20 protein-coding genes are annotated in these 18,169 nt (G+C 67.4%); 11 read left to right on the top strand and 9 right to left on the bottom strand.

Features of this window, described 5'->3' with window-relative positions:
* Positions 1-4 precede the first annotated feature (4 nt).
* On the bottom strand, positions 5-1,345 hold the full coding sequence (locus ACRCUN_RS14160) for a sensor histidine kinase (RefSeq protein WP_462142368.1): 1,341 nt from the start codon (positions 1,343-1,345) through the stop codon (positions 5-7).
* Between the two features lie 151 nt (positions 1,346-1,496).
* Between ACRCUN_RS14160 and ACRCUN_RS14155 the strand changes: the two genes are divergently transcribed.
* Genes ACRCUN_RS14155 through ACRCUN_RS14140 form a run of 4 tightly spaced genes read left to right on the top strand, consistent with a single transcriptional unit; the run spans position 1,497 to position 3,811 of the window.
* Positions 1,497-2,231, top strand: a complete 735-nt coding sequence (locus ACRCUN_RS14155; RefSeq protein WP_462142262.1) for a Clp protease N-terminal domain-containing protein — start codon at positions 1,497-1,499, stop codon at positions 2,229-2,231.
* 28 nt (positions 2,232-2,259) lie between these two features.
* Positions 2,260-2,682: a PPOX class F420-dependent oxidoreductase gene (locus ACRCUN_RS14150; protein WP_462142261.1), complete on the top strand. Its 423-nt coding sequence runs from the start codon at positions 2,260-2,262 to the stop codon at positions 2,680-2,682.
* A gap of 47 nt (positions 2,683-2,729) precedes the next feature.
* Entirely contained in the window at positions 2,730-3,257 is a 528-nt protein-coding gene (locus tag ACRCUN_RS14145) for a hypothetical protein (protein WP_462142260.1), read from the top strand.
* Between the two features lie 5 nt (positions 3,258-3,262).
* The gene (locus ACRCUN_RS14140) at positions 3,263-3,811 is read left to right on the top strand and encodes a GNAT family N-acetyltransferase (protein ID WP_462142259.1); all 549 of its coding nucleotides are present in this window, start codon (positions 3,263-3,265) and stop codon (positions 3,809-3,811) included.
* On the opposite strand, the gene zapE is transcribed toward ACRCUN_RS14140, so the two are convergent.
* On the bottom strand, positions 3,808-4,848 hold the full coding sequence (zapE, locus tag ACRCUN_RS14135) for a cell division protein ZapE (protein ID WP_462142258.1): 1,041 nt from the start codon (positions 4,846-4,848) through the stop codon (positions 3,808-3,810). The genes ACRCUN_RS14140 and zapE overlap by 4 nt on opposite strands.
* Positions 4,849-4,882: 34 nt before the next feature.
* Between zapE and ACRCUN_RS14130 the strand changes: the two genes are divergently transcribed.
* The 3 genes from ACRCUN_RS14130 to aftC are packed head-to-tail and all read left to right on the top strand — an operon-like array spanning position 4,883 to position 8,581.
* Positions 4,883-5,653: a pyrimidine reductase family protein gene (locus ACRCUN_RS14130; protein ID WP_462142257.1), complete on the top strand. Its 771-nt coding sequence runs from the start codon at positions 4,883-4,885 to the stop codon at positions 5,651-5,653.
* A 54-nt stretch (positions 5,654-5,707) separates the two neighbouring features.
* On the top strand, positions 5,708-7,255 hold the full coding sequence (locus ACRCUN_RS14125; RefSeq protein ID WP_462142256.1) for an alpha/beta hydrolase: 1,548 nt from the start codon (positions 5,708-5,710) through the stop codon (positions 7,253-7,255).
* Positions 7,256-7,276: 21 nt separating this feature from the next.
* On the top strand, positions 7,277-8,581 hold the full coding sequence (gene aftC / locus ACRCUN_RS14120; protein ID WP_462142255.1) for an arabinofuranan 3-O-arabinosyltransferase: 1,305 nt from the start codon (positions 7,277-7,279) through the stop codon (positions 8,579-8,581).
* Here the strand turns inward: aftC and ACRCUN_RS14115 are convergent.
* The gene (locus tag ACRCUN_RS14115; RefSeq protein WP_462142254.1) at positions 8,573-9,142 is read right to left on the bottom strand and encodes a class I SAM-dependent methyltransferase; all 570 of its coding nucleotides are present in this window, start codon (positions 9,140-9,142) and stop codon (positions 8,573-8,575) included. The two genes, aftC and ACRCUN_RS14115, sit on opposite strands and share 9 nt — an antisense overlap.
* 83 nt (positions 9,143-9,225) lie before the next feature.
* Positions 9,226-9,978 (bottom strand): helix-turn-helix transcriptional regulator, encoded by a 753-nt coding sequence (locus ACRCUN_RS14110; protein ID WP_462142253.1) that lies wholly within the window; start codon positions 9,976-9,978, stop codon positions 9,226-9,228.
* Between the two features lie 71 nt (positions 9,979-10,049).
* Between ACRCUN_RS14110 and msrB the strand changes: the two genes are divergently transcribed.
* Positions 10,050-10,460: a peptide-methionine (R)-S-oxide reductase MsrB gene (gene msrB, locus ACRCUN_RS14105; protein ID WP_267312718.1), complete on the top strand. Its 411-nt coding sequence runs from the start codon at positions 10,050-10,052 to the stop codon at positions 10,458-10,460.
* A 242-nt stretch (positions 10,461-10,702) separates the two neighbouring features.
* Here the strand turns inward: msrB and hemQ are convergent, their stop codons facing one another.
* Genes hemQ through hemE form a run of 3 tightly spaced genes read right to left on the bottom strand, consistent with a single transcriptional unit; the run spans position 10,703 to position 13,816 of the window.
* Positions 10,703-11,398 carry a hydrogen peroxide-dependent heme synthase gene (gene hemQ / locus ACRCUN_RS14100; RefSeq protein WP_462142252.1) on the bottom strand — a complete coding sequence of 232 codons (696 nt, stop codon included), beginning with the start codon at positions 11,396-11,398 and terminating at the stop codon, positions 10,703-10,705.
* Positions 11,399-11,402: 4 nt separating this feature from the next.
* Positions 11,403-12,758, bottom strand: a complete 1,356-nt coding sequence (locus ACRCUN_RS14095; RefSeq protein ID WP_462142251.1) for a protoporphyrinogen oxidase — start codon at positions 12,756-12,758, stop codon at positions 11,403-11,405.
* Positions 12,755-13,816: a uroporphyrinogen decarboxylase gene (hemE, locus tag ACRCUN_RS14090; RefSeq protein ID WP_462142250.1), complete on the bottom strand. Its 1,062-nt coding sequence runs from the start codon at positions 13,814-13,816 to the stop codon at positions 12,755-12,757. Before hemE ends, ACRCUN_RS14095 begins: the two co-directional genes overlap by 4 nt.
* Before the next feature lie 110 nt (positions 13,817-13,926).
* Between hemE and ACRCUN_RS14085 the strand changes: the two genes are divergently transcribed.
* Entirely contained in the window at positions 13,927-14,508 is a 582-nt protein-coding gene (locus ACRCUN_RS14085) for a DUF3000 domain-containing protein (RefSeq protein ID WP_067851272.1), read from the top strand.
* 1 nt (position 14,509) lies between these two features.
* On the top strand, positions 14,510-15,763 hold the full coding sequence (locus ACRCUN_RS14080; RefSeq protein WP_462142249.1) for an HRDC domain-containing protein: 1,254 nt from the start codon (positions 14,510-14,512) through the stop codon (positions 15,761-15,763).
* 1 nt (position 15,764) lies between these two features.
* Here the strand turns inward: ACRCUN_RS14080 and ACRCUN_RS14075 are convergent, their stop codons facing one another.
* Positions 15,765-16,664, bottom strand: a complete 900-nt coding sequence (locus ACRCUN_RS14075) for an alpha/beta fold hydrolase (protein ID WP_462142248.1) — start codon at positions 16,662-16,664, stop codon at positions 15,765-15,767.
* 97 nt (positions 16,665-16,761) lie between these two features.
* Here ACRCUN_RS14075 and ACRCUN_RS14070 point away from each other — a divergent pair, with 97 nt between their 5' ends.
* Positions 16,762-17,265 carry a phosphate-starvation-inducible PsiE family protein gene (locus ACRCUN_RS14070; protein ID WP_462142247.1) on the top strand — a complete coding sequence of 168 codons (504 nt, stop codon included), beginning with the start codon at positions 16,762-16,764 and terminating at the stop codon, positions 17,263-17,265.
* On the opposite strand, the gene ACRCUN_RS14065 is transcribed toward ACRCUN_RS14070, so the two are convergent.
* Entirely contained in the window at positions 17,262-18,167 is a 906-nt protein-coding gene (locus ACRCUN_RS14065) for a TIGR03564 family F420-dependent LLM class oxidoreductase (RefSeq protein ID WP_462142246.1), read from the bottom strand. The genes ACRCUN_RS14070 and ACRCUN_RS14065 overlap by 4 nt on opposite strands.
* Positions 18,168-18,169: the final 2 nt, after the last annotated feature.

The raw sequence follows: 18,169 nt of genomic DNA, 5'->3' as shown, positions 1-18,169 counted from the left end.
CGGCTCAGAACGGGGCGTCCTCGACGCGCGATCGGATGATCGGCAACCGCAATAGCAGGCGCGCACCGCCGAGTGGGCTGGCCTCCAACGAAGCTGTGCCGCCGTGCAATTCGGCTTGCTGCGCCACCAGCGCCAGGCCCAGTCCCGAGCCCGAGCGTGACGCGGTGGACCCGCGCGCGAACCGCTCGAACACCTCGGCACGTTCGGCTTCCGGCACCCCGGACCCGTTGTCATCCACCACGATCTGCACGTCATCGGCGGAACTGACTGCGCTGAGCCGGATTTCCGTCGCACCGCCGTGCTTGACGGCGTTGGCGATGGCATTGTCGATCACCAGGCGCAACCCGGCGGGCATGCCCAGCATCAACACGGTCGGCGACGGCATCAACGAGGCCCGCAAGCCCGGATAGGTGTGCAGCGCATCGTGCGCCGCGCGGTCCAGCAGTTCGGTGACATCCATCGGCACGAAGTCCTCGACCGTGGTCAGCTCACCCTGTGCAAGGCGCTCCAGCGCGGTCAGCGTGGCCTCGATGCGGCTCTGCGTTCGCATCACGTCACCGATCACCTCCTGGCGCTGCTCGGCGGTCATGTCCAGCGTGGACAGCACTTCGAGGTTGGTGCGCATCGCGGTCAGCGGGGTGCGCAATTCGTGAGAGGCGACGGCGGCAAAGTCGCGCGCCGATTCCAGCGCCGCCTTGGTGCGTTCCTGCTCGTTGCCGATCCGGGCGAGCATGCCCTCGACGGCTTCGGCTATCTCGACCGCCTCACGCACGCCGCGCACCTGAACCTCGTCGGGGTTGGACTGCGCGTTGATCGCCCGCGCCTGCTGCGCGAGCAGCCGGAACGGATTGATCATCACGAGTGAGATCACCCAGCCCACGACGACAGTGCTGCCGATGACGCCCGCGCAGATCAACACCACCCGAAGGTGCAATTCGTCGATGCGGCGCTGAGTCTCAGCCAACGGCGCGCCGAGTGCGATGGACGCCGGGCCGGCGTTGAAGGTTCGGACGCGGTATTCGACGCCGTCGATCGTCGTGTTGGCGTAACCGTTCTCCAGCTGCGGCAGGACGATGTCGCTTGGCACCGAGACGGTGATGCCGCCGATGTGCGCGGTGCGCACCAGGCCGCCGTCGTCGGGCGTCGACTGATCGGTGTCGACTTTCGCGGTGTTAAGCAGCGTGCTCACGTCGCCAAGGCTGCTCAGGGAATCCAGCCGGCGATCGAGCTGGCTGTACTGGTCGTTGGTGACACCGATCCACACCCAGGTGCCGAGCGTCAGAACGGTGACCACCACCGAGAGCGCGGCGACGATGACGATCGTGCGCAGCGACAGCACCCGCAGCACCGGTCGAAGCACCGGCCTCAGCAGCTGTATCACGCGCTCTTCTAAGTTCACCGGCGCTATCTTGCCCGATCTGCCGAGTGGGGCCGAGCTACGCCAAATCGTCAACCCTTGGTTGACGGAACAAGATCGTCAACCTAAAGTTGACGACATGGTCGAACCCGTGAAAATCAGCAACCCCGTCCGCCTCGACGACCTCATCAGCGCGATCAAGAAGGCCCACTCCGAACCGCTCGAGCAGCTCGTCGACGCCGTGATCGCCGCCGACGCCCTCGGCGAGATCTCCGACCACCTCATCGGCCATTTCGTCGACCAGGCCCGCCGCTCCGGAGCGTCATGGACCGAGATCGGCAAGTGCATGGGCGTCACCAAACAGGCCGCCCAGAAACGATTCGTGCCGAAGGTTCCCGACTTCGATCCGGCCGCGCTCGACCCCAACGCCGGATTCGGCCGCTTCACCCCGCGTGCCCGCAACGTCGTGGTCGTCGCACAGAACACGGCCCACGATGCCGGCAACCCCGAGATCACGCCCGATCACCTGTTGTTGGCGTTGTTCGCCGAACCGGACGGGCTCGCGGCCAAGCTGTTGTCCAACCAGGGCATCGGCGCCGAGACCGTCCGTGCCACGGTCACACTGCCTCCGTCGACCGGCGACGCGGGCGCGCTCATACCCTTCAGCGGCGCGGCGAAGAAGGCACTGGAACTGACGTTCCGCCAGGCACTTCGCTTGGGCCACAACTACATCGGCACCGAGCACATCCTGCTGGCACTGATCGAAGCCGAACCCGACGACGGCCCGCTGCACCGGTTGGGCGTGGACGCCGCGCGCTTCGAGACCGAACTCGCCGCGGCACTGGAACCGTTCGTGAACAAGGGCGGGGAATGAAAGGGCCTGCTTATCCGTAGAAGTGGACGTGATTCTCAACGACGCCGCGCGCGAACTCATCGGATCCGGTGCCGACGCCACCCTGGTCACCCTCAATCCGGACGGGAGCCCGCAGGTCACCCTCGTGTGGGTGGCCTTGCAGTCCACACCCGAGGGTGACGAACTGGTCACCGCGCATCTGGCCGAGCACAAGAAGGTCCGTAACGTCCGCCGTGATCCACGGGTCGCGGTCACGATCGTCGACCCCGGCAAAGTCGGGGAGGTGATGCGCCCGTACTTGGCGATCAACGGCACCGCACGCGTCGTCGAAGGCGGAGCGCGTGAATTGCTCAAGGGCCTCGCCCAGACACTGGCCAATCCCGATGCAAACTTCCCGCCCGCCGACGCGCCGGACGGCTGGCTCACGCGGATTCGTATCGACAAGGTCGGCGGCGTGGGCCCGTGGGCCTGACGACCAACTGGCTGTAACACGTTTCAGTTTGTGCGATCATGCCTGGCATGCCTCGCTGGTTCGCGCTCATGGTTTCTGTGCTGACGGCCGCCGCCGGCCTTCTGGCGGCTCCGTCGGCCGCCGCCGATGCAACCCCGATCGGACGCATCGGCGAGACGCTGCGAGTCGACTTCAAGGGCATCGTCGCCGACGTCACCGTCCACGACGTGCTGGCCAGCGAAGTCCCGCCCGGCTGGGGCTGGAATGGGTCACCGCGGTGGCGCGCGCAGGGCAGCCCGTGGCGGGCACCGGTCACCATCACCACCATCGAGGCCCCGAATCCGTACGTGATGGCGCTCGCGTTCACCTTCAACGGCGTCACGCCCTATGCCGACGCCTACCCGCCCAAGCACACCGACGCACCGAACGCGTTGGAAGACGCCCTGCGCAACGCTCCTCCGGGAGCCACCGTCAACGGTGACGTGTACTGGGACGTCTACCGCGCGCTCGTCACGAACGTCGTGCTCGTCAACACGAAGACCGGTGAGCACCTCGCGCAGTGGAATCTGTGGCAGCCGGGTACGCCGCTACCGTAGGCGGCATGACCGATGAGCGCTTGCGTGAGGTGACCGTCGAGGTCCCGACGCACGCGGATCTTCCCGAACTCGCCGCCGTCGCGGCTGCCACTTTCCCGCTGGCCTGTCCCCCGTCGGCAACGCCGGACAACATCGCAGCCTTCATCGCCGAACATCTCTCCGCGGAATGCTTCGCGGGCTACCTCGCCGACCCTGCGCGGATCGTGCTGATTTCGCGCGCCGATAATCGAATCACCGGATACGCCATGCTGATTCACGGCATCCCTGGCGACGACGATGTGCAGCGTGCGGTGACCGAACGTCCGGCGCTCGAACTGTCCAAGATCTACGTTCTTCCCGATCACCACAGTGCGGGCGCGGCCGCGGCCTTGATGGCCGAGACGCTGAAGCGGGCCGCCGACGCGGGCGTGAGGTGTGTTTGGCTCGGCGTGAACCAGCAGAACGTGCGGGCTCAGCGGTTCTACGCCAAGCACGGCTTCAACATCGAGGGCACCAAGACTTTTCAGCTCGGCGCCGGTGTCGAGAACGACTACGTGATGGTGCGCCCGCTCTAGCTGGCCTGCTGCGCCGCAGCCGTCAGTGCCAGGAGCCGTGAGGTGGCCCGCAGGTACTTCTTGCGGAAACCTCCGGCGAGCATCTCCGCGCTGAAGATGGTGTCCAGTTTCGTGCCCGACGCCAGCACCGGGATGCCCGCGTCGTAGAGCCGGTCGGTCAGGGCGACCAACCGCAGCGCAACGCTCTGGTCCTCGATCGGGTGCACACCGGTGATGAACACCTCGGTCACACCTTCGATCAGCGCGTGATAGCGCGACGGATGCATGGTGGCCAGGTGCGCGCACAAGGCATCGAAGTCGTCGAGGGTCGCGCCGTCGACACCGGCGGCGCGTTCGGCCACCGCGTCGTCGGAGAGCGGCTCGGGCGCCGGCGGCAGGTCGCGGTGCCGATAGTCGGGACCCTCGATGCGCACGGTGGTGAAGATCTGCGCGAGCGTGTTGATCTCCCGCAGGAAATCCTGAGCCGCGAACCGCCCCTCGCCGAGTTGCTCGGGCAGCGTGTTGGACGTTGCCGCGATCGACACCCCGCGCTCGACGAGCGCCGACAGCAGCCGTGAGATCAGCGTGGTGTTGCCCGGATCGTCGAGCTCGAACTCGTCGATGCACACCACCACGTAGTCGGCGAGCAGGTCGATGCACTCGTTGTAGCCGAACACACCGGCAAGCTGAGTGAGCTCGCCGAACGTCGCGAACGCCGTCGGAGCGTCGCCTGCCGCGGAAAGCGTGTAGTACGTCGAGGCCAGCAGGTGCGTCTTGCCAACGCCGAATCCGCCGTCGAGATACAGCCCGACGCCGGGCAGCACCTCGCGCTTGCCGAACAGCTTCTTCTTGCCTGCCCGTCGCTCGACGGCTTGCTCGCAGAACCGGCGGCACGACTGTACTGCCGCGGCCTGCGACGGCTCGGCAGGATCGGGCCGGTAACTGTCGAAGCTGACGTCGGCGAACGTCGGCGGTGGAATTAGCTGTGCAACCAACCGCTCCGGGGTGACCGTGGGATGACGATCGGCGAGATGGGCGGCGCCGCTGGACCCGTGCATGCAGGCAGCGTAGCCACGTGCTCAAATTCTGTTTATGTCCGACGACGCCGCTGGGACACAGCTCACAGTGCTGGGGGCGGTCGATTCGGCCGCAGACGACCGCCTGCGCGACTTCTACGCCTACCCCGACAACCTGCAACGCTGCTGGGTACGCGGCAACATGATCGCGAGCCTCGACGGCGGCGCCACCGATGACGGCAAGGCCGGTGGGTTGGCCGGCGCGGGCGACCGCGCCGTGTTCAACCTCATGCGCGACGCCGCCGACGTCATCCTCGTCGGCGCGGCGACGGTGCGCATCGAGAACTACTCGGGGGCACAGCTCAGCGTCGAACAACGCCAGGCGCGACAACGCCGCGGCCAATCCGAGGTGCCCCCGATCGCGGTCGTCACGGCATCCGCCGACCTCGACCACGAGGCGAAGTTCTTCACCCGTACCGAGGTGGCGCCGCTCATCCTCACCGCGAGCAACACCGTCGCCGACGCGCGGCGCCGACTGGGTGCTGTCGCCGAGGTGATCGACGCGTCCGGTCCGGATCCCAGCCGGGTCGACCCCACCGCAGCACTGCGCGTCCTGACCGAACGCCGGCTGTTTCGGGTGCTCACCGAAGGCGGCCCGCAGCTTTTGAGCCTGCTGATCGAGAACGGCCAGCTCGATGAGTTGTGCCTCACGATGGCGCCGGTACTTGTCGGCGGCGTGGCACGGCGCATCGCCACGGGTCCCGGTCAGACACACACCCGCATGCGACCCGCGCACCTGATGACCGACGACGAGGGCTATCTGTACACGCGTTACGTCCGGAGCTGACGAAAAGAACCTGTCGCTACTGTGGTCAGCATGCGTCATCAGCTGGTGAGGGCCATGAGCGTGTCGACAGTTGCCGTGTCGGCACTGCTCACCGCATGCACGCCGATGTTCGCCGTCGACCCCAGGTACGCCACCGATTCCGGTGCGCACCCGCAAGGGCAGCCCGCGACGACCTCCGACGCCCCAGCAGGCCCGGCGGCCATCGAGAAACCCAAGAACGACCTCGACAGGTGGCAGGACTGCACATCACGGCTGTTCGGTGAAGCCGGGGTTCAGCCGGTGCCCGGTGTCACGCTGGAGTGCGCGACCTACGACGCCGATCTCGACCCCATCGACGGCGCGACCGGGACGCTGCCGATCGGCGTGGTGCAGGCGCGGTCCGCGCAGACCCCGCAGGACGCCGGGCCGTTGGTGATGACGACAGGTTCGGACCTGCCGTCGTCGGTTCAGCTGCCCGTGTGGTTGACCCGCTCGGGCAGTGACGTGCTCAAGGCGCATCCTGTCGTGGCAGTCGACCGCCGCGGGATGGGCATGTCCGGCGTCATCGACTGCCGCGATCTCTATGACCGCCAGGAAATGTTGGACCAGACGCAGTTCCAGGCCGGTGACGATCCGGTCGCCAATCTGGGCGCGATCACCGTCACCGCCACGACGAGCTGCACCGATACCATCGCCCCCGGCGACTCCGCGTACGACAACGCACACGCAGCCGAGGACCTCGAGCGGCTGCGCAGTACCTGGGACGTCCCGACGCTGGCGCTATTGGGCGTCGGAAACGGCGCGCAGGTCGCGTTGGCCTATGCCGGCTCGCACCCCAACAAGGTCTCGCGCCTGATCCTCGATTCGCCGCTCCCGCTGGCCATCAGTGCGGAGGCCGCCGCCGAACAGCGCGTCAAGGGCCAGCAGGCCGCGCTCGACGCGTTCGCCGCGCAGTGCATCGCAACCAACTGCCCGCTCGGCCCGGACCCCAAGGGCGTCGTCGACTCCCTGCTGTCGGACGCCAGGGCGGGCCGCGGCCCCGGCGGAGCGTCGGTGGCCACGTTGGCCGACGCCATCGCGACCAGCCTGGGGTTCCCTCAGGGCGACCGCATCGCCGCGACGAACAATCTGGCGTCGGCGTTGGCCGCGGCACGCGACGGCGACCCCACCCCGATCACCGACCTGATCACCCGGGCCGAGAGTCTCCGTCAGACCGACGGTCAGTTCGTCAACAGCTGCAGCGACGCGTTGAACCGGCCGACCCCCGACCGGGTCCGCGAGCTCGTCGTCGCCTGGGGCAAGCTCTATCCGCAGTTCGGCGCCGTCGGTGCGTTGAATCTCGTCAAGTGCCTGAATTGGCCGAGCGGTTCAGCTCCGGCGGAGCCCAAGGATCTCAAGACCCCGGTACTTCTGCTCGGTGTGCAGAACGATCCGATCGTCGGCAACGAAGGGGTGGCCGCGGTCGCGGCGACGATCATCAACGCGGGCGCGGCGAACCGGCGGGTGATGTGGCAGGGCATCGGCCATGGGGCGTCCATCTACAGCCCGTGCGCGCTGCCGCCAGTGACCGCATACCTCGAAAGCGGCAAAGCTCCGGAGACCGACACGTACTGTCCTGCCTGACGCCGGGCCGAATATCGGTCGGTGTACGGTTCGCTGGTGGCGGCGACAGATTCCACGACTAATCGCATGAGTACCGGTCTCCTGAACGCGTTCCGTCCGCGCACCTCACCGCCCAGCATCGCCACGGTGCTGCGCTCGGTGCTGTGGCCGGTCGCGATTCTGTCGATCATTCATCGCAGCTACGTGCTGGCGACCAACGGCTACATCACCGACGACTTCGGACCGGTGTACCGCGCGGTCATCAACTTCAAGCTCGGACTCGACATCTACAACGAGTATTTCGACTACGTCGATCCGCACTACCTGTACCCACCCGGCGGGACGCTGCTGCTCGCGCCGTTCGGTTACCTGCCGGTCGACGCGTCGCGGTACTGGTTCATCTTCTTCAACACCGTCGCGATCATCCTCGCGGCGTATTTCCTCGTCCGGCTCTTCAAGTACTCGTTCACCTCGGTGGCCATGCCCGCGTTGCTGCTGGCCATGTTCTGCACCGAATCGGTGACCAACACGCTGGTGTTCACGAACATCAACGGCTGCATGCTCCTGGGCTGCGTCTTGTTCTTCCGCTGGCTGCTGGCCGGCGGCGTTCGCAACGAGCTACTTGCCGGCGTGGCGATCGGGTTGACGCTCGTGGTCAAGCCGTCCTTGGCGCCGCTGCTGCTGCTGCCGCTGCTCAACCGTCAGTTCTACACGTTCATCACCGCTATCGGTGTACCCGTGCTGTTCAACGCGGTGGCATGGCCGCTGGTCTCCGACCCCATGGGGTTCGTCCGCAACACCGTGCCCTACATCTTGTCCACCCGGGACTACTTCAACAGCTCGATCCTTGGCAACGGCATCTACTACGGCCTGCCCATGTGGCTGATCGTGTTGCTGCGCATCGTGTTTCTGCTGCTGGCCGTGGGCAGCCTGTGGCTGCTGTACCGCCACTACCGCGAACGCGACCCACTGTTCTGGATGCTGACGTCCTCGGGTGTGCTCCTGATCGCGTCGTTCCTCGTGCTGTCGCTGGGACAGGGCTACTACTCGATGATGCTGTTCCCGTTCCTGATGACGGTGGTACTGCCGAACTCGGTGATCCGCAACTGGCCGGCATGGCTCGCGATCTACGGTTTCATGACGATGGACCGCTGGCTGCTCGGACACTGGCCGACCACCGGGCGGTTCCTGGAGTACATGAAGATCACCTACGGCTGGTCGCTGATGCTCGTGGTGGTGTTCTGCGTGCTGTACTTCCGCTATCTCGACGCCAAGCAGGACGGCCGGCTCGACGAGGGTATCGATCCGCCGTGGCTGAGCCGGGCCCGCGCCACCGAATCAGTGTGACGCGAAGTGCATGACCTGGCCCGCCAGTCGGGTTTGGGTCTGCACGGTCAGCCCGTGTTGGGCACACACGGTTTCGAGCTCGTCGGGAGTCACGAGGCGGAACGGCGATCGATCGAGCCGATGAACCGCGGTCGCGAGCGGGCTGCGGACGAGGTCGTAGCCGGTGAAGACCCCACCAGGGCGCAGCACGCGCGCGATCTCGGCGATCGCGCTTTCCCACTCGACGATGTGGTGCAGCATCAGGCAGCTCAGCACCGAATCGAACGAATCGTCGGCGAACGGTAGGTCGGTGGCGTCGGCGGTCCGGACCGTGACGTCGGGATACCGGCGCAGCCGCCGGCTCGCCTCCCGGACCATGACGGGGTCGAAGTCGGTAGCGGTGATCGCGACGTCGGGCCGCGCCTCACGTAGACGGGCTGCGATATCCCCACTGCCCGAACCGATTTCGAGCACCTCGCGCCCCAGCTGGTCGGTCGGGAGACTGCCGAGGACGGCATTGCCGCTGCCCCGCCACAACACTCCCTTGCAGAACGCGCGCTCGACTCGTGACATCGCTGGCATATCGGCTCCCGGTTGTCGGTGTTCGGTGCTCGATTTCGAGCATCGCGCGACCACGCCGCCGGTGCTTGAACAGATCCGTCCGATCAGCGTGTGGTCAACGCGCGGAGCACTTCGCTGGGTGCGATCCCGGTGAGCTCGCGGCACACCCGCGTCGCATGGGCGCCATCGGCGAAGCCGGCCCGGTGCGCGGCATCGGTGATCGAAGCCCCCTGCGACAGGTGCTCGAGCGCCGTCAGCAGGCGCGTCCACCTCGCGGTCGCGGCGAATGAGGCCCCCGTCTGCTTCTTGAACAGCCGCCCGAGATAGTCGGGCGACAACGCCACCTCGCCGGCGACCGAGCTCAGGTCGGTGCGGTTCGGCATCCTGGCCGCGAGCAGTTCGATCGCCTGGCGCACCTGCGGGTGCACCACGTTGTCGGGTTCACCGTCGCCCCGGGCCAGCAGGTCGGCGATCACGAGGTCGGCGGCTGCGGACAGGTCGTCGTTGCGTACCGCCGTTGCGACCGATTCCACGAGTTCGTCATCGTCGATCGCCCACACCCCCGGCACCGCGCCATTGGCGGTGCTGAGCCCGTGAAGTGCTGCGGCAGTAGGTGTTTCCTGGCTCAGGTAAACGGACAGGGCGGCGCTCGCGCCGGCCGGCCGCAACGCATGCCGAACGCCGCCTGCCATGACCGCGACCATGCAGCGCTGCGCTGAACCGTCGTCGGCGACCACCGACAGCTCGCCGTCAAGCCCGACGGCGAGCTGAACCGCGGGATGGTGGTGAACCGCGATGTCCCCGAACGAGCCCGCCACGACCATTTCCCCGGGCCGGCTGATCCACGCACCGCGCATACCGCAGGCTATCCCCCGGCCAGGCGAATCTGGCGCGCTGCAGTCCCCGGACGTAACTTGGGGATATGACGATGCCCGGTCCCAAGCTGGAACTGACCGATGACGAATGGCGTGCGAAGCTCACCCCCGAGGAATTCGCCGTACTGCGCCGAGCCGGCACCGAACGGCCGTTCACCGGGGAGTACACCGACACCAAGACCGAGGGTGTCTACGAGTGCCGGGCCTGTGGCGCCGAACTGTTTCGCAGCAGCGAGAAGTTCGAATCCCATTGCGGCTGGCCGTCGTTCTTCGACCCGGCCAACTCCGACGCGGTGATCCTGCGGTCCGACAACTCACTGGGAATGCGCCGCGTCGAGGTTCTGTGCGCCAACTGCCACAGCCACCTGGGCCACGTGTTCGAAGGCGAGGGCTACCCGACGCCGACCGATCAGCGGTACTGCATCAACTCGATCTCACTGAAGCTGGTGCCTGCCGAGGGCTGAGGGCTTTCGTTCGCGCGTGTGCGAGGCCGCGTGCGTTGGCCCGCGCCCTGCGCGCCATTGTCACGCTAGCGTGGCTGTCGACGCCGAGCGTCACGCCAGCGTGACAATCGCGGCCCAGCGTGGGATGCCATCGGAGACCCAGGGCCCCGCCGCTGCTCCAGCGTGACAAACGAGCCCCACAGCCACGCCAGCGTGACAATCGCGGCCCAAGCACCCGCCGAACGGCGTGACCGCGCCGGAAACTACGGCAGCCTGGCGACGAGGTCTTCGACGCTGACCCGCGGCCCGGTGAAGAACGGCGTCTCCTCGCGGACGTGGCGGCGGGCATCGGTGGCCCGGAGATCACGCATGAGGTCGACGATCCGATGCAGTTCGGGCGCCTCGAACGCCAGGATCCACTCGTAGTCGCCGAGTGCGAAGGCCGGCACGGTGTTGGCGCGCACGTCCTTGTAGCCGCGGGCGGCCATGCCGTGCTCGGAGAGCATGCGGCGACGCTCCTCGTCTTCGAGCAGGTACCACTCAAGCGAGCGAACGAACGGGTACACGCAGATGTAGTTGCCCGGGTCTTCGCCCGCCAGGAACGCCGGGATGTGGCTCTTGTTGAACTCGGCGGGTCGGTGCAGCGCGACGTTGCTCCACACCGGGTCGCTGGCCCGGCCGAGCGCGGTGGTGCGGCGGAAGTCGGAGTACATCGCCTGCAACGACTCGACCTTTTCGGCGTGCGTCCAGATCATGAAGTCGGCGTCGGCGCGGAAACCGGCGACGTCGTAGAGGCCGCGGACGACGACGCCGCGCTCCTCCTGCTGTTTGAGGAAGGTGGCGGCCTCGTCGATGACATCGGCGCGGTCTTCGCCCAGCTCTCCCGGGTTCACCGTGAAGACCGAGAACATCAGGTAGCGGATGGTGGAGTTGAGTGCGTCGAAGTCGAGCTTGGCCATACGCCTATCGTGCCACGCCGCTGTTCACGAGTGCGGTGGCCGCTCGGGTGGCCGTCCCCACACAGGCAGGCACCCCGATCCCCTCGAGATAACCGCCTGCCACCACCAGCGTCGGCGGCAAACCCGCCCTTAGCTCGGCGACCAGATCGGCGTGCCCCGGACCGTATTGCGGCATGGCGTCGATCCAGCGGTGCACGTGGCAATCGACCGGATCGACCGCGATGCCGAACAGGGTTTGCAGATCACGCACAGACCAGGCCAGCAGATCTTCGTCGCCCGTGCTTCGTGCCAGATCGTCGCCGTAGCGGCCGAATGACAACCGCAACAGTTCGACGTTTCCGCGGCGCCCCCATTTGCGCGACGACAGCGTCACGGCCTTGGCGTTCAACCGTTCGCCGCTCGCGACAAGTACCCCAGACTGCTGTGGCAGCGGCGTGCCGCCGGGCAGCGCCAGGGCTACGACGGCCGCCGACGCGACGCGGATCCGTCGGGCCGCCGCAGCGGTGCGCGGTGCGATGTGCTCGATGAGATTCGGCAAGCCGGGCGCCGGGACGGCCAGTACGACGCCGTCGGCGCGCCATTTTTTGCCCTCGTCGTCGAGGACTTCCCATCCCCTTGTCGCGCGGTCTACGCGGACGGCGGCCACCTGCGCCCACCGCACGCCGGCCCGTCGCTGCAATTCCTCCAGCAGCACGGCGTAGCCGCCGTCGAGCGCCCCGAACACCGGACCGGTGACCGGCGGTCCGAGCGCTTCGCGAACGGCTTCGGTGAGGTTGCGCGCGCCTCGGTCGAGTACGGCGGCGAGGGTGGGCACCGCCGACCGAAGCCCGATGGTCGCCGCTGACCCGGCATACACGCCGGTCAGCAAGGGATCGACGGACCGGTGTACCACCTGCGGCCCGAACCGGTCGCCGACGAGTTCGGCGACCGATGGATCTGCGCCGGGCCGCCAGCTGAACGGACGGTTGCGTTCGTCGAGGATGCGCGCCACGGTCGCGTCGTCGACCAACCCGAGCACCGACGAGGCCTGTGCGGGAATCCCCTGCAACGTGCCCTGCGGCAACGGGTGCAGCCGAGCTCCGCTGTAGATGAGCGGGCGGACCCCGGTGGTGCCGATCTGGCGACCGGCCAGACCCAGCTCGGCGAGCAGCGCCGGCATCTCGGGACGCCGGGCGACGAACGCCTCGGCGCCGACATCCAATGACTGTCCGCCGACGCGCTCGGTGCGCAACACCCCGCCGAGGCGGTCGGCTGGGTCGAGCAGCGTGATGTCGGCGTGCGGCCCGGCCGCAATCCGCAGCCGGTAGGCCGCGACGAGCCCGGAAATGCCGCCGCCGACAACGCAATACGTGGCACTCACAGTGAGTGCACCAGTGTCACCGCCTCGGTGATGATGCCGGGATCGGACGCAGGCAACACACCGTGACCCAGATTGAACACGTGACCGGCAGCGCCGGCGGCAACCGCACGCCTGCCGTCCTCGACCACCTGGCGCACCGCGGGCTCGACCACCGGCCAGCCGGCAAGGAGCACCACCGGGTCAAGGTTTCCCTGCAGTGCGGTACCGGGCGCAACGCGTGCCGCGGCGTCGACGAGGGAGGTCCGCCAGTCGACCCCGACCACCTTGGCGGGCGCCGATCCCAGCGCCTCCGACATGGCCCCGAGCAGCTCGGCGGTTCCCACCCCGAAGTGGGTCATCGGCACCCCGGCGGCGGCCATGGTGGCGAACACGCGGCTGCTGTGCGGCAGCACGTAGGTGCGGTAATCGGCGAGCGACAGCGTTCCCGCCCAGGAGTCGAACACCTGAAGGGCGTCCACCCCGGCGTCGACCTGCGCCTGCAGGAACGCGATGGTGAGGTCGGTGAGCGCCGACATCAACGCGTGCCAGGTCGCCGGTTCACCGAGCATCATCGCCTTGGTGCGCTCATGGTGACGGCTCGGCCCACCCTCGACGAGATAGGACGCCAAGGTGAACGGCGCGCCGGCGAATCCGATCAGCGGCACCTCACCCAATGCCGATACGAGCAACTTCACCGCGTCCGATATGGGCGAAACCTGCTGCGGATCAAGCGGTCTCAGATCTTGGACGTCACCGGTCGTCCGGATCGGATTGTCGATGACCGGCCCGACGTCGGGCACGATGTCCAGACCGATTCCCGCAGCCTTCAGCGGCACCACGATGTCGGAGAACAGAATGGCCGCATCGACCCCGTGGCGACGCACCGGCTGCAGGGTGATCTCACAGACCAGCTCCGGGTCGAAACACGCCTGCAGCATCCGGTGCTGCGCGCGCAGCTCCCGGTATTCCGGCAAAGAACGGCCGGCCTGGCGCATGAACCACACCGGCACGCGGTGGGGGGTGCGGCCGCTGGCGGCGGCCAAATAGGGCGAGGAGGGCAGCTCCCGGCGGGTATTCATCGGCTCCTATGGTGCCATGAGCCCATTTCGCGGGCCGTTGCGCGCTCGGAGGCGCATTATTACGGCGCGCCTGCCCACTGTCCTGGCCACATCGGCTAGCGTCAAACGCCGTGACCTCTGCCGAACCGGCTCAGTTCCGGACGGCGGTGGCGGCGATGAATGCCACCACCGTGCGGCCGGAAATCGAGCTGGGCCCGATCCGTCCGCCGCAGCGGCTGGCGCCCTACAGCTACGCCCTGGGCGCCGAGGTCCGACATCCCGAAACCACGATCGTTCCCGAGCGCTCCGAAGGTGACGCGTTCGGCCGGTTGATCCTGCTGCACGATCCCGATGGCGCCGAAGCCTGGGACGGCACCATGCGTCTGGTCGCCTACATCCAGGCCGATCTGGACTCCAGCGAGGCCGTCGACCCGCTGCTGCCCGAGGTGGCGTGGAGTTGGCTGGTGGATGCGCTGGAAACCCGAGCCGAGCATGTCACCGCGCTCGGCGGCACGGTTACCGCGACCACCTCGGTCCGCTACGGCGACATCTCCGGCCCACCCCGGGCCCACCAGCTGGAGTTGCGGGCGTCGTGGACGGCGACCACGTTGGAGCTGGGCCCGCATGTGGAAGCGTTCTGTGAAGTGCTCGAGCACGCAGCCGGGTTACCGCCGGCCGGCGTGACCGACCTGAGTTCCCGCACCCGCGCGTGAGATGACCGACGGGGACACCGAACAGACCGAGCCCGTCGAGGCCGACGCGACCCCGCTGCTGGCACCAGCCGACGGGGTGCCCGGCGTGTGCGTCACGGCCGACGAGATATCTTCTGCGGCAGCAATTCTCGCGCGCGGCAGCGGCCCGTTCGCCATCGATGCCGAACGCGCGTCGGGGTTCCGGTACTCCAACCGGGCATACCTGGTTCAGATCCGTCGCTCCGGCGCGGGCACCGCACTGATCGACCCGGTCAATCACGGCGGCTCCCCCATCGACGCGCTCGCGCCGGTTTCGGCAACGCTCGCCGAGGACGAATGGGTGCTGCACGCCGCCGACCAGGATCTCCCGTGCCTGGCCGAGATCGGCTTGCGACCGGGCAAGCTCTACGACACCGAGTTGGCGGGCCGGCTCGCCGGATTCGAGCGGGTCAACCTCGCGGCGATGGTGCAGCGACTGCTGGGCCTGCAGCTGATGAAAGGCCATGGGGCCGCCGACTGGTCGAAGCGACCGTTGCCGCCCGAATGGCTCAACTACGCCGCACTGGATGTCGAGGTCCTGCTGGAGCTGCGTGACGCGATCGCCGCGGTGCTCGAAGAGCAGGGTAAAACCGATTGGGCGGCACAGGAATTCGAGTATCTGCGAACCTATGTGGCCGCACCCACCCGCCGGGATCGCTGGCGGCGCACATCGGGTATCCACAAGGTTCGTAACCCGCGCGCGCTGGCCGCGGTGCGCGAGCTGTGGACCACGCGCGACAACATCGCCCGCGGCCGCGACATCGCCCCTGGCCGGATACTGCCGGACGCGGCGATCATCAACGCGGCCACGGCCGATCCGAAAACCGTTGACGAGCTGACCGCACTGCCGATCTTCGGTGGGTCCAAACAACGGCGCAGCGCCCAGATCTGGCTCGACGCGCTGAAGCGGGCCCGCGAGAATCCCGACCCGCCGCAGACGTCGGAGGCCCCCAACGGCCCGCCCCCCGCGGCGCGCTGGGCACGGCGCAAGCCCGAGGCCGCGGCCCGGCTTGAGGCAGCGCGGGCGGGCCTGGCCGAGCTGTCGCAGCGGGTGTCGGTTCCCACCGAGAACCTCATCACGCCCGAGGTGGTTCGACGGCTGTGCTGGGATTGGCAGCCAGCCGCCGACGCAGCGACGGCGATCGAAGAGTTCCTGGTGGCCAATCAGGTCCGGCCGTGGCAACGAGAACTCACGGTTCCGGTGCTGACTTCAGCACTCGGCAAAGCCGACGACTGATTCAACCGGCCACCCGGTCGATGTGTTCCAGAAAGTGCGCCAGCACCGCCTGAGGAGCCTCGATCTGTGGCCAGTGCGCGATGTCGTCGGCCAGCATCACCACATCGGGGTCGGCGATGACCTCCAGATACCGCTGCGCCATGTGCCGTCCGGAGTTCGGGTCAGACGGCCCGTCGATGAGGCGCATCGACACATCGGTGTCCCGCATCGCGCGCACCCAGCGGTTGCGGTGCGTATACCGGTCGGTGACGAAGCGACCGACCTTGTGCAGCACGCGTTTACCGTCGTTGTACTCCAGGATCTGGTGAAACTTCTGCATGAGCTGCGGCGAAGGCTTGGTGTGGACACCGAACATCTCATTGATGGTCGACTCGAGAAGCCGTCGCGACATCCGGCTGCCCTGGAACGGACTCATGATGTCGCCCAACGGTGTTCGCGACATCGCTTTCTGCATCAGACGCGGCGTGTAGGCCTCGTTGAACAGCCCGCCGTTGAGCCAGGTGATGGAGTCGATGCGCAGCGTTCCGTACGCCCGGCCGCCGAATTCGTGACGTGCCAACAGTTCCTGACCGACAGACACCCCGAGGTCGTGGGCCAGGATGTGAACGCGATCGACTCCCAGATGCGCCAGCAGAGCCTCGTGCATGTCGGCGTGGTCGTGCACCGAGTATCCGTAGGCGACGGGCTTGTCCGAGAATCCCATGCCGATCATGTCGGGCGCGATGACCGTGAACCGTTCGGTCAACGTGGGCCAGATGAGCGCCCAGTCCCACGAGTTGAACGGATAGCCGTGGATGAGGAGGAGATATGGGCCGCTCCCCTCGACCCGGTAGAAGATGTCGAAGCCCAGGTAGTCGAAATACCGGCCGGCGACCTTCCAGCGCTCCAGTTCAGCGTCCATGCCTGCCAACCTAGTTGAGCTCACGCTCGCGCCGAGCCTGTGATCGCCGACCTGAATTCGCATATGGAGACCGCCGGACTGCAATAACGTCAACGCGGTGGCAACAAGCGAAGAAACCGAAGGCGAAAAGGAGCGGGAGCGCTTCGCAGACCGCGCCCTGAGCATCGCCGAGGACACGGTCTACTGGTCGATCGCCGTGCTCTTGCTTGCCGGCTGTACGGTGCTGATCGTCGCGCAGGTCAACGTCATGCTGCGGTTGAAGAGCTCGCCGGCCGCGGTAATCATGCTGGAGTTGCTCGACGGCCTGCTGCTGGTCTTCATCTTCGTCGAGCTGCTGTATGCGGTGCGGACGTCACTGCGGTCCCGCGAGCTCGTCGCCGAGCCCTTCCTGATCGTCGGCATCCTCGCCTGCATCAAAGAAATAGTCGTACTGTCCGTGGACGCGGCCAAGCTGCTCGACAAGGGCCCGGAGTTCGCCAGGGCCATCGTTCAGGTCGGTGTGCTCGGCGGTCTGGTGCTCGTCCTCGCGGCCGCGATCTTCGTCCTGCGGCTTCAACGCCGCAACGCCGACCACATGCGCGACAAACCCGACGAGGTCTAGCCGAGACCGCGGCCGAGCACCTCGGAGGTTGCGCCCCGTTCGTCGGGACTGCCGAAGATGTTGGCGCACAACTCCGTCGCACCGGCGGCAGCCAGAGCACCGATCTGGTCGACGACTTCATCCGCCGAGCCGATCAGCGCCGCATCTCCGGCATGGGCGAAGCCTTCCCGGTCGAGCATCGCGCGATACGACGGCACGTTGTCGTAGACCGCAAACTCGCTGCGGGCCAGCTCGCGGGCGGCGGCTGGGTTGTCCGTGACGCACACCGGCAAGCCCGCGATCACCCGCGGCGCCGGACGCTGTGCGCGATCGGCGGCCGCGGTGATGGTCGGCACGATATGTTCGGCGATGGTGCGCGCGCCGGTCATCCAAGTCACCGTGCCATGGGCCTGCTCGCCGGCCAGGCTCAGCATCGCCGGTCCCATCGCGGCCAGCACGATGTCGGGTGGCTCGATTCCCGGCAGTTCCAGCGGCCGTAGCGTGGTGGCGCTGAGCTGCTCGCCGTCAACGGCGACATGTTCGCCTGCCATCGCCGGCACGAGGATGCGCAGGAACTCGGCCATCCGATGCCGGGGACGGTCGAACTCCATGCCCCACACGCTCTCGACGACGAACCGGTGCGACGTACCCAGCCCCAGGGTGAACCGGCCGCCCGTCGCGGCCTGCGTCGTCATCGCCGATTGCGCCAAGACCACCGGGTGCGTCGGGTATACCGGCAGCACCGCCGTTCCCAGACGCAACGATGTGGTTCGGTCGCCGGCGAACGCGAGCGCCGTCAACGCATCCCAACCGAAGATCTGCGGCACCCAGGCACCGTCAAAGCCGGCCCGTTCGCACGCGGCGATGTCGTCGACGTATGCGGCGAGGCCGCCGGTCGGGAAGACAATCTTGCTGATGTCCACGT

This window comes from Mycobacterium venezuelense (assembly GCF_054919535.1).
Note: the sequence above shows the minus strand (reverse complement) of the source record. Positions and strands in the feature narration are given on the sequence as shown.

Coding starts and splice junctions, on each gene's coding strand:
- ACRCUN_RS14130 (WP_462142257.1), top strand. CDS start 4,883: ATGTCCGACGACGCCGCTGGGACACAGCTCACAGTGCTGGGGGCGGTC.
- msrB (WP_267312718.1), top strand. CDS start 10,050: ATGCCCGGTCCCAAGCTGGAACTGACCGATGACGAATGGCGTGCGAAG.
- zapE (WP_462142258.1), bottom strand. CDS start 4,848: ATGCACGGGTCCAGCGGCGCCGCCCATCTCGCCGATCGTCATCCCACG.
- ACRCUN_RS14125 (WP_462142256.1), top strand. CDS start 5,708: ATGAGCGTGTCGACAGTTGCCGTGTCGGCACTGCTCACCGCATGCACG.
- ACRCUN_RS14140 (WP_462142259.1), top strand. CDS start 3,263: ATGACCGATGAGCGCTTGCGTGAGGTGACCGTCGAGGTCCCGACGCAC.
- hemQ (WP_462142252.1), bottom strand. CDS start 11,398: ATGGCCAAGCTCGACTTCGACGCACTCAACTCCACCATCCGCTACCTG.
- ACRCUN_RS14110 (WP_462142253.1), bottom strand. CDS start 9,978: ATGCGCGGTGCGTGGATCAGCCGGCCCGGGGAAATGGTCGTGGCGGGC.
- ACRCUN_RS14080 (WP_462142249.1), top strand. CDS start 14,510: ATGACCGACGGGGACACCGAACAGACCGAGCCCGTCGAGGCCGACGCG.
- ACRCUN_RS14145 (WP_462142260.1), top strand. CDS start 2,730: ATGCCTCGCTGGTTCGCGCTCATGGTTTCTGTGCTGACGGCCGCCGCC.
- hemE (WP_462142250.1), bottom strand. CDS start 13,816: ATGAATACCCGCCGGGAGCTGCCCTCCTCGCCCTATTTGGCCGCCGCC.
- ACRCUN_RS14115 (WP_462142254.1), bottom strand. CDS start 9,142: ATGCCAGCGATGTCACGAGTCGAGCGCGCGTTCTGCAAGGGAGTGTTG.
- ACRCUN_RS14075 (WP_462142248.1), bottom strand. CDS start 16,664: ATGGACGCTGAACTGGAGCGCTGGAAGGTCGCCGGCCGGTATTTCGAC.
- ACRCUN_RS14155 (WP_462142262.1), top strand. CDS start 1,497: ATGGTCGAACCCGTGAAAATCAGCAACCCCGTCCGCCTCGACGACCTC.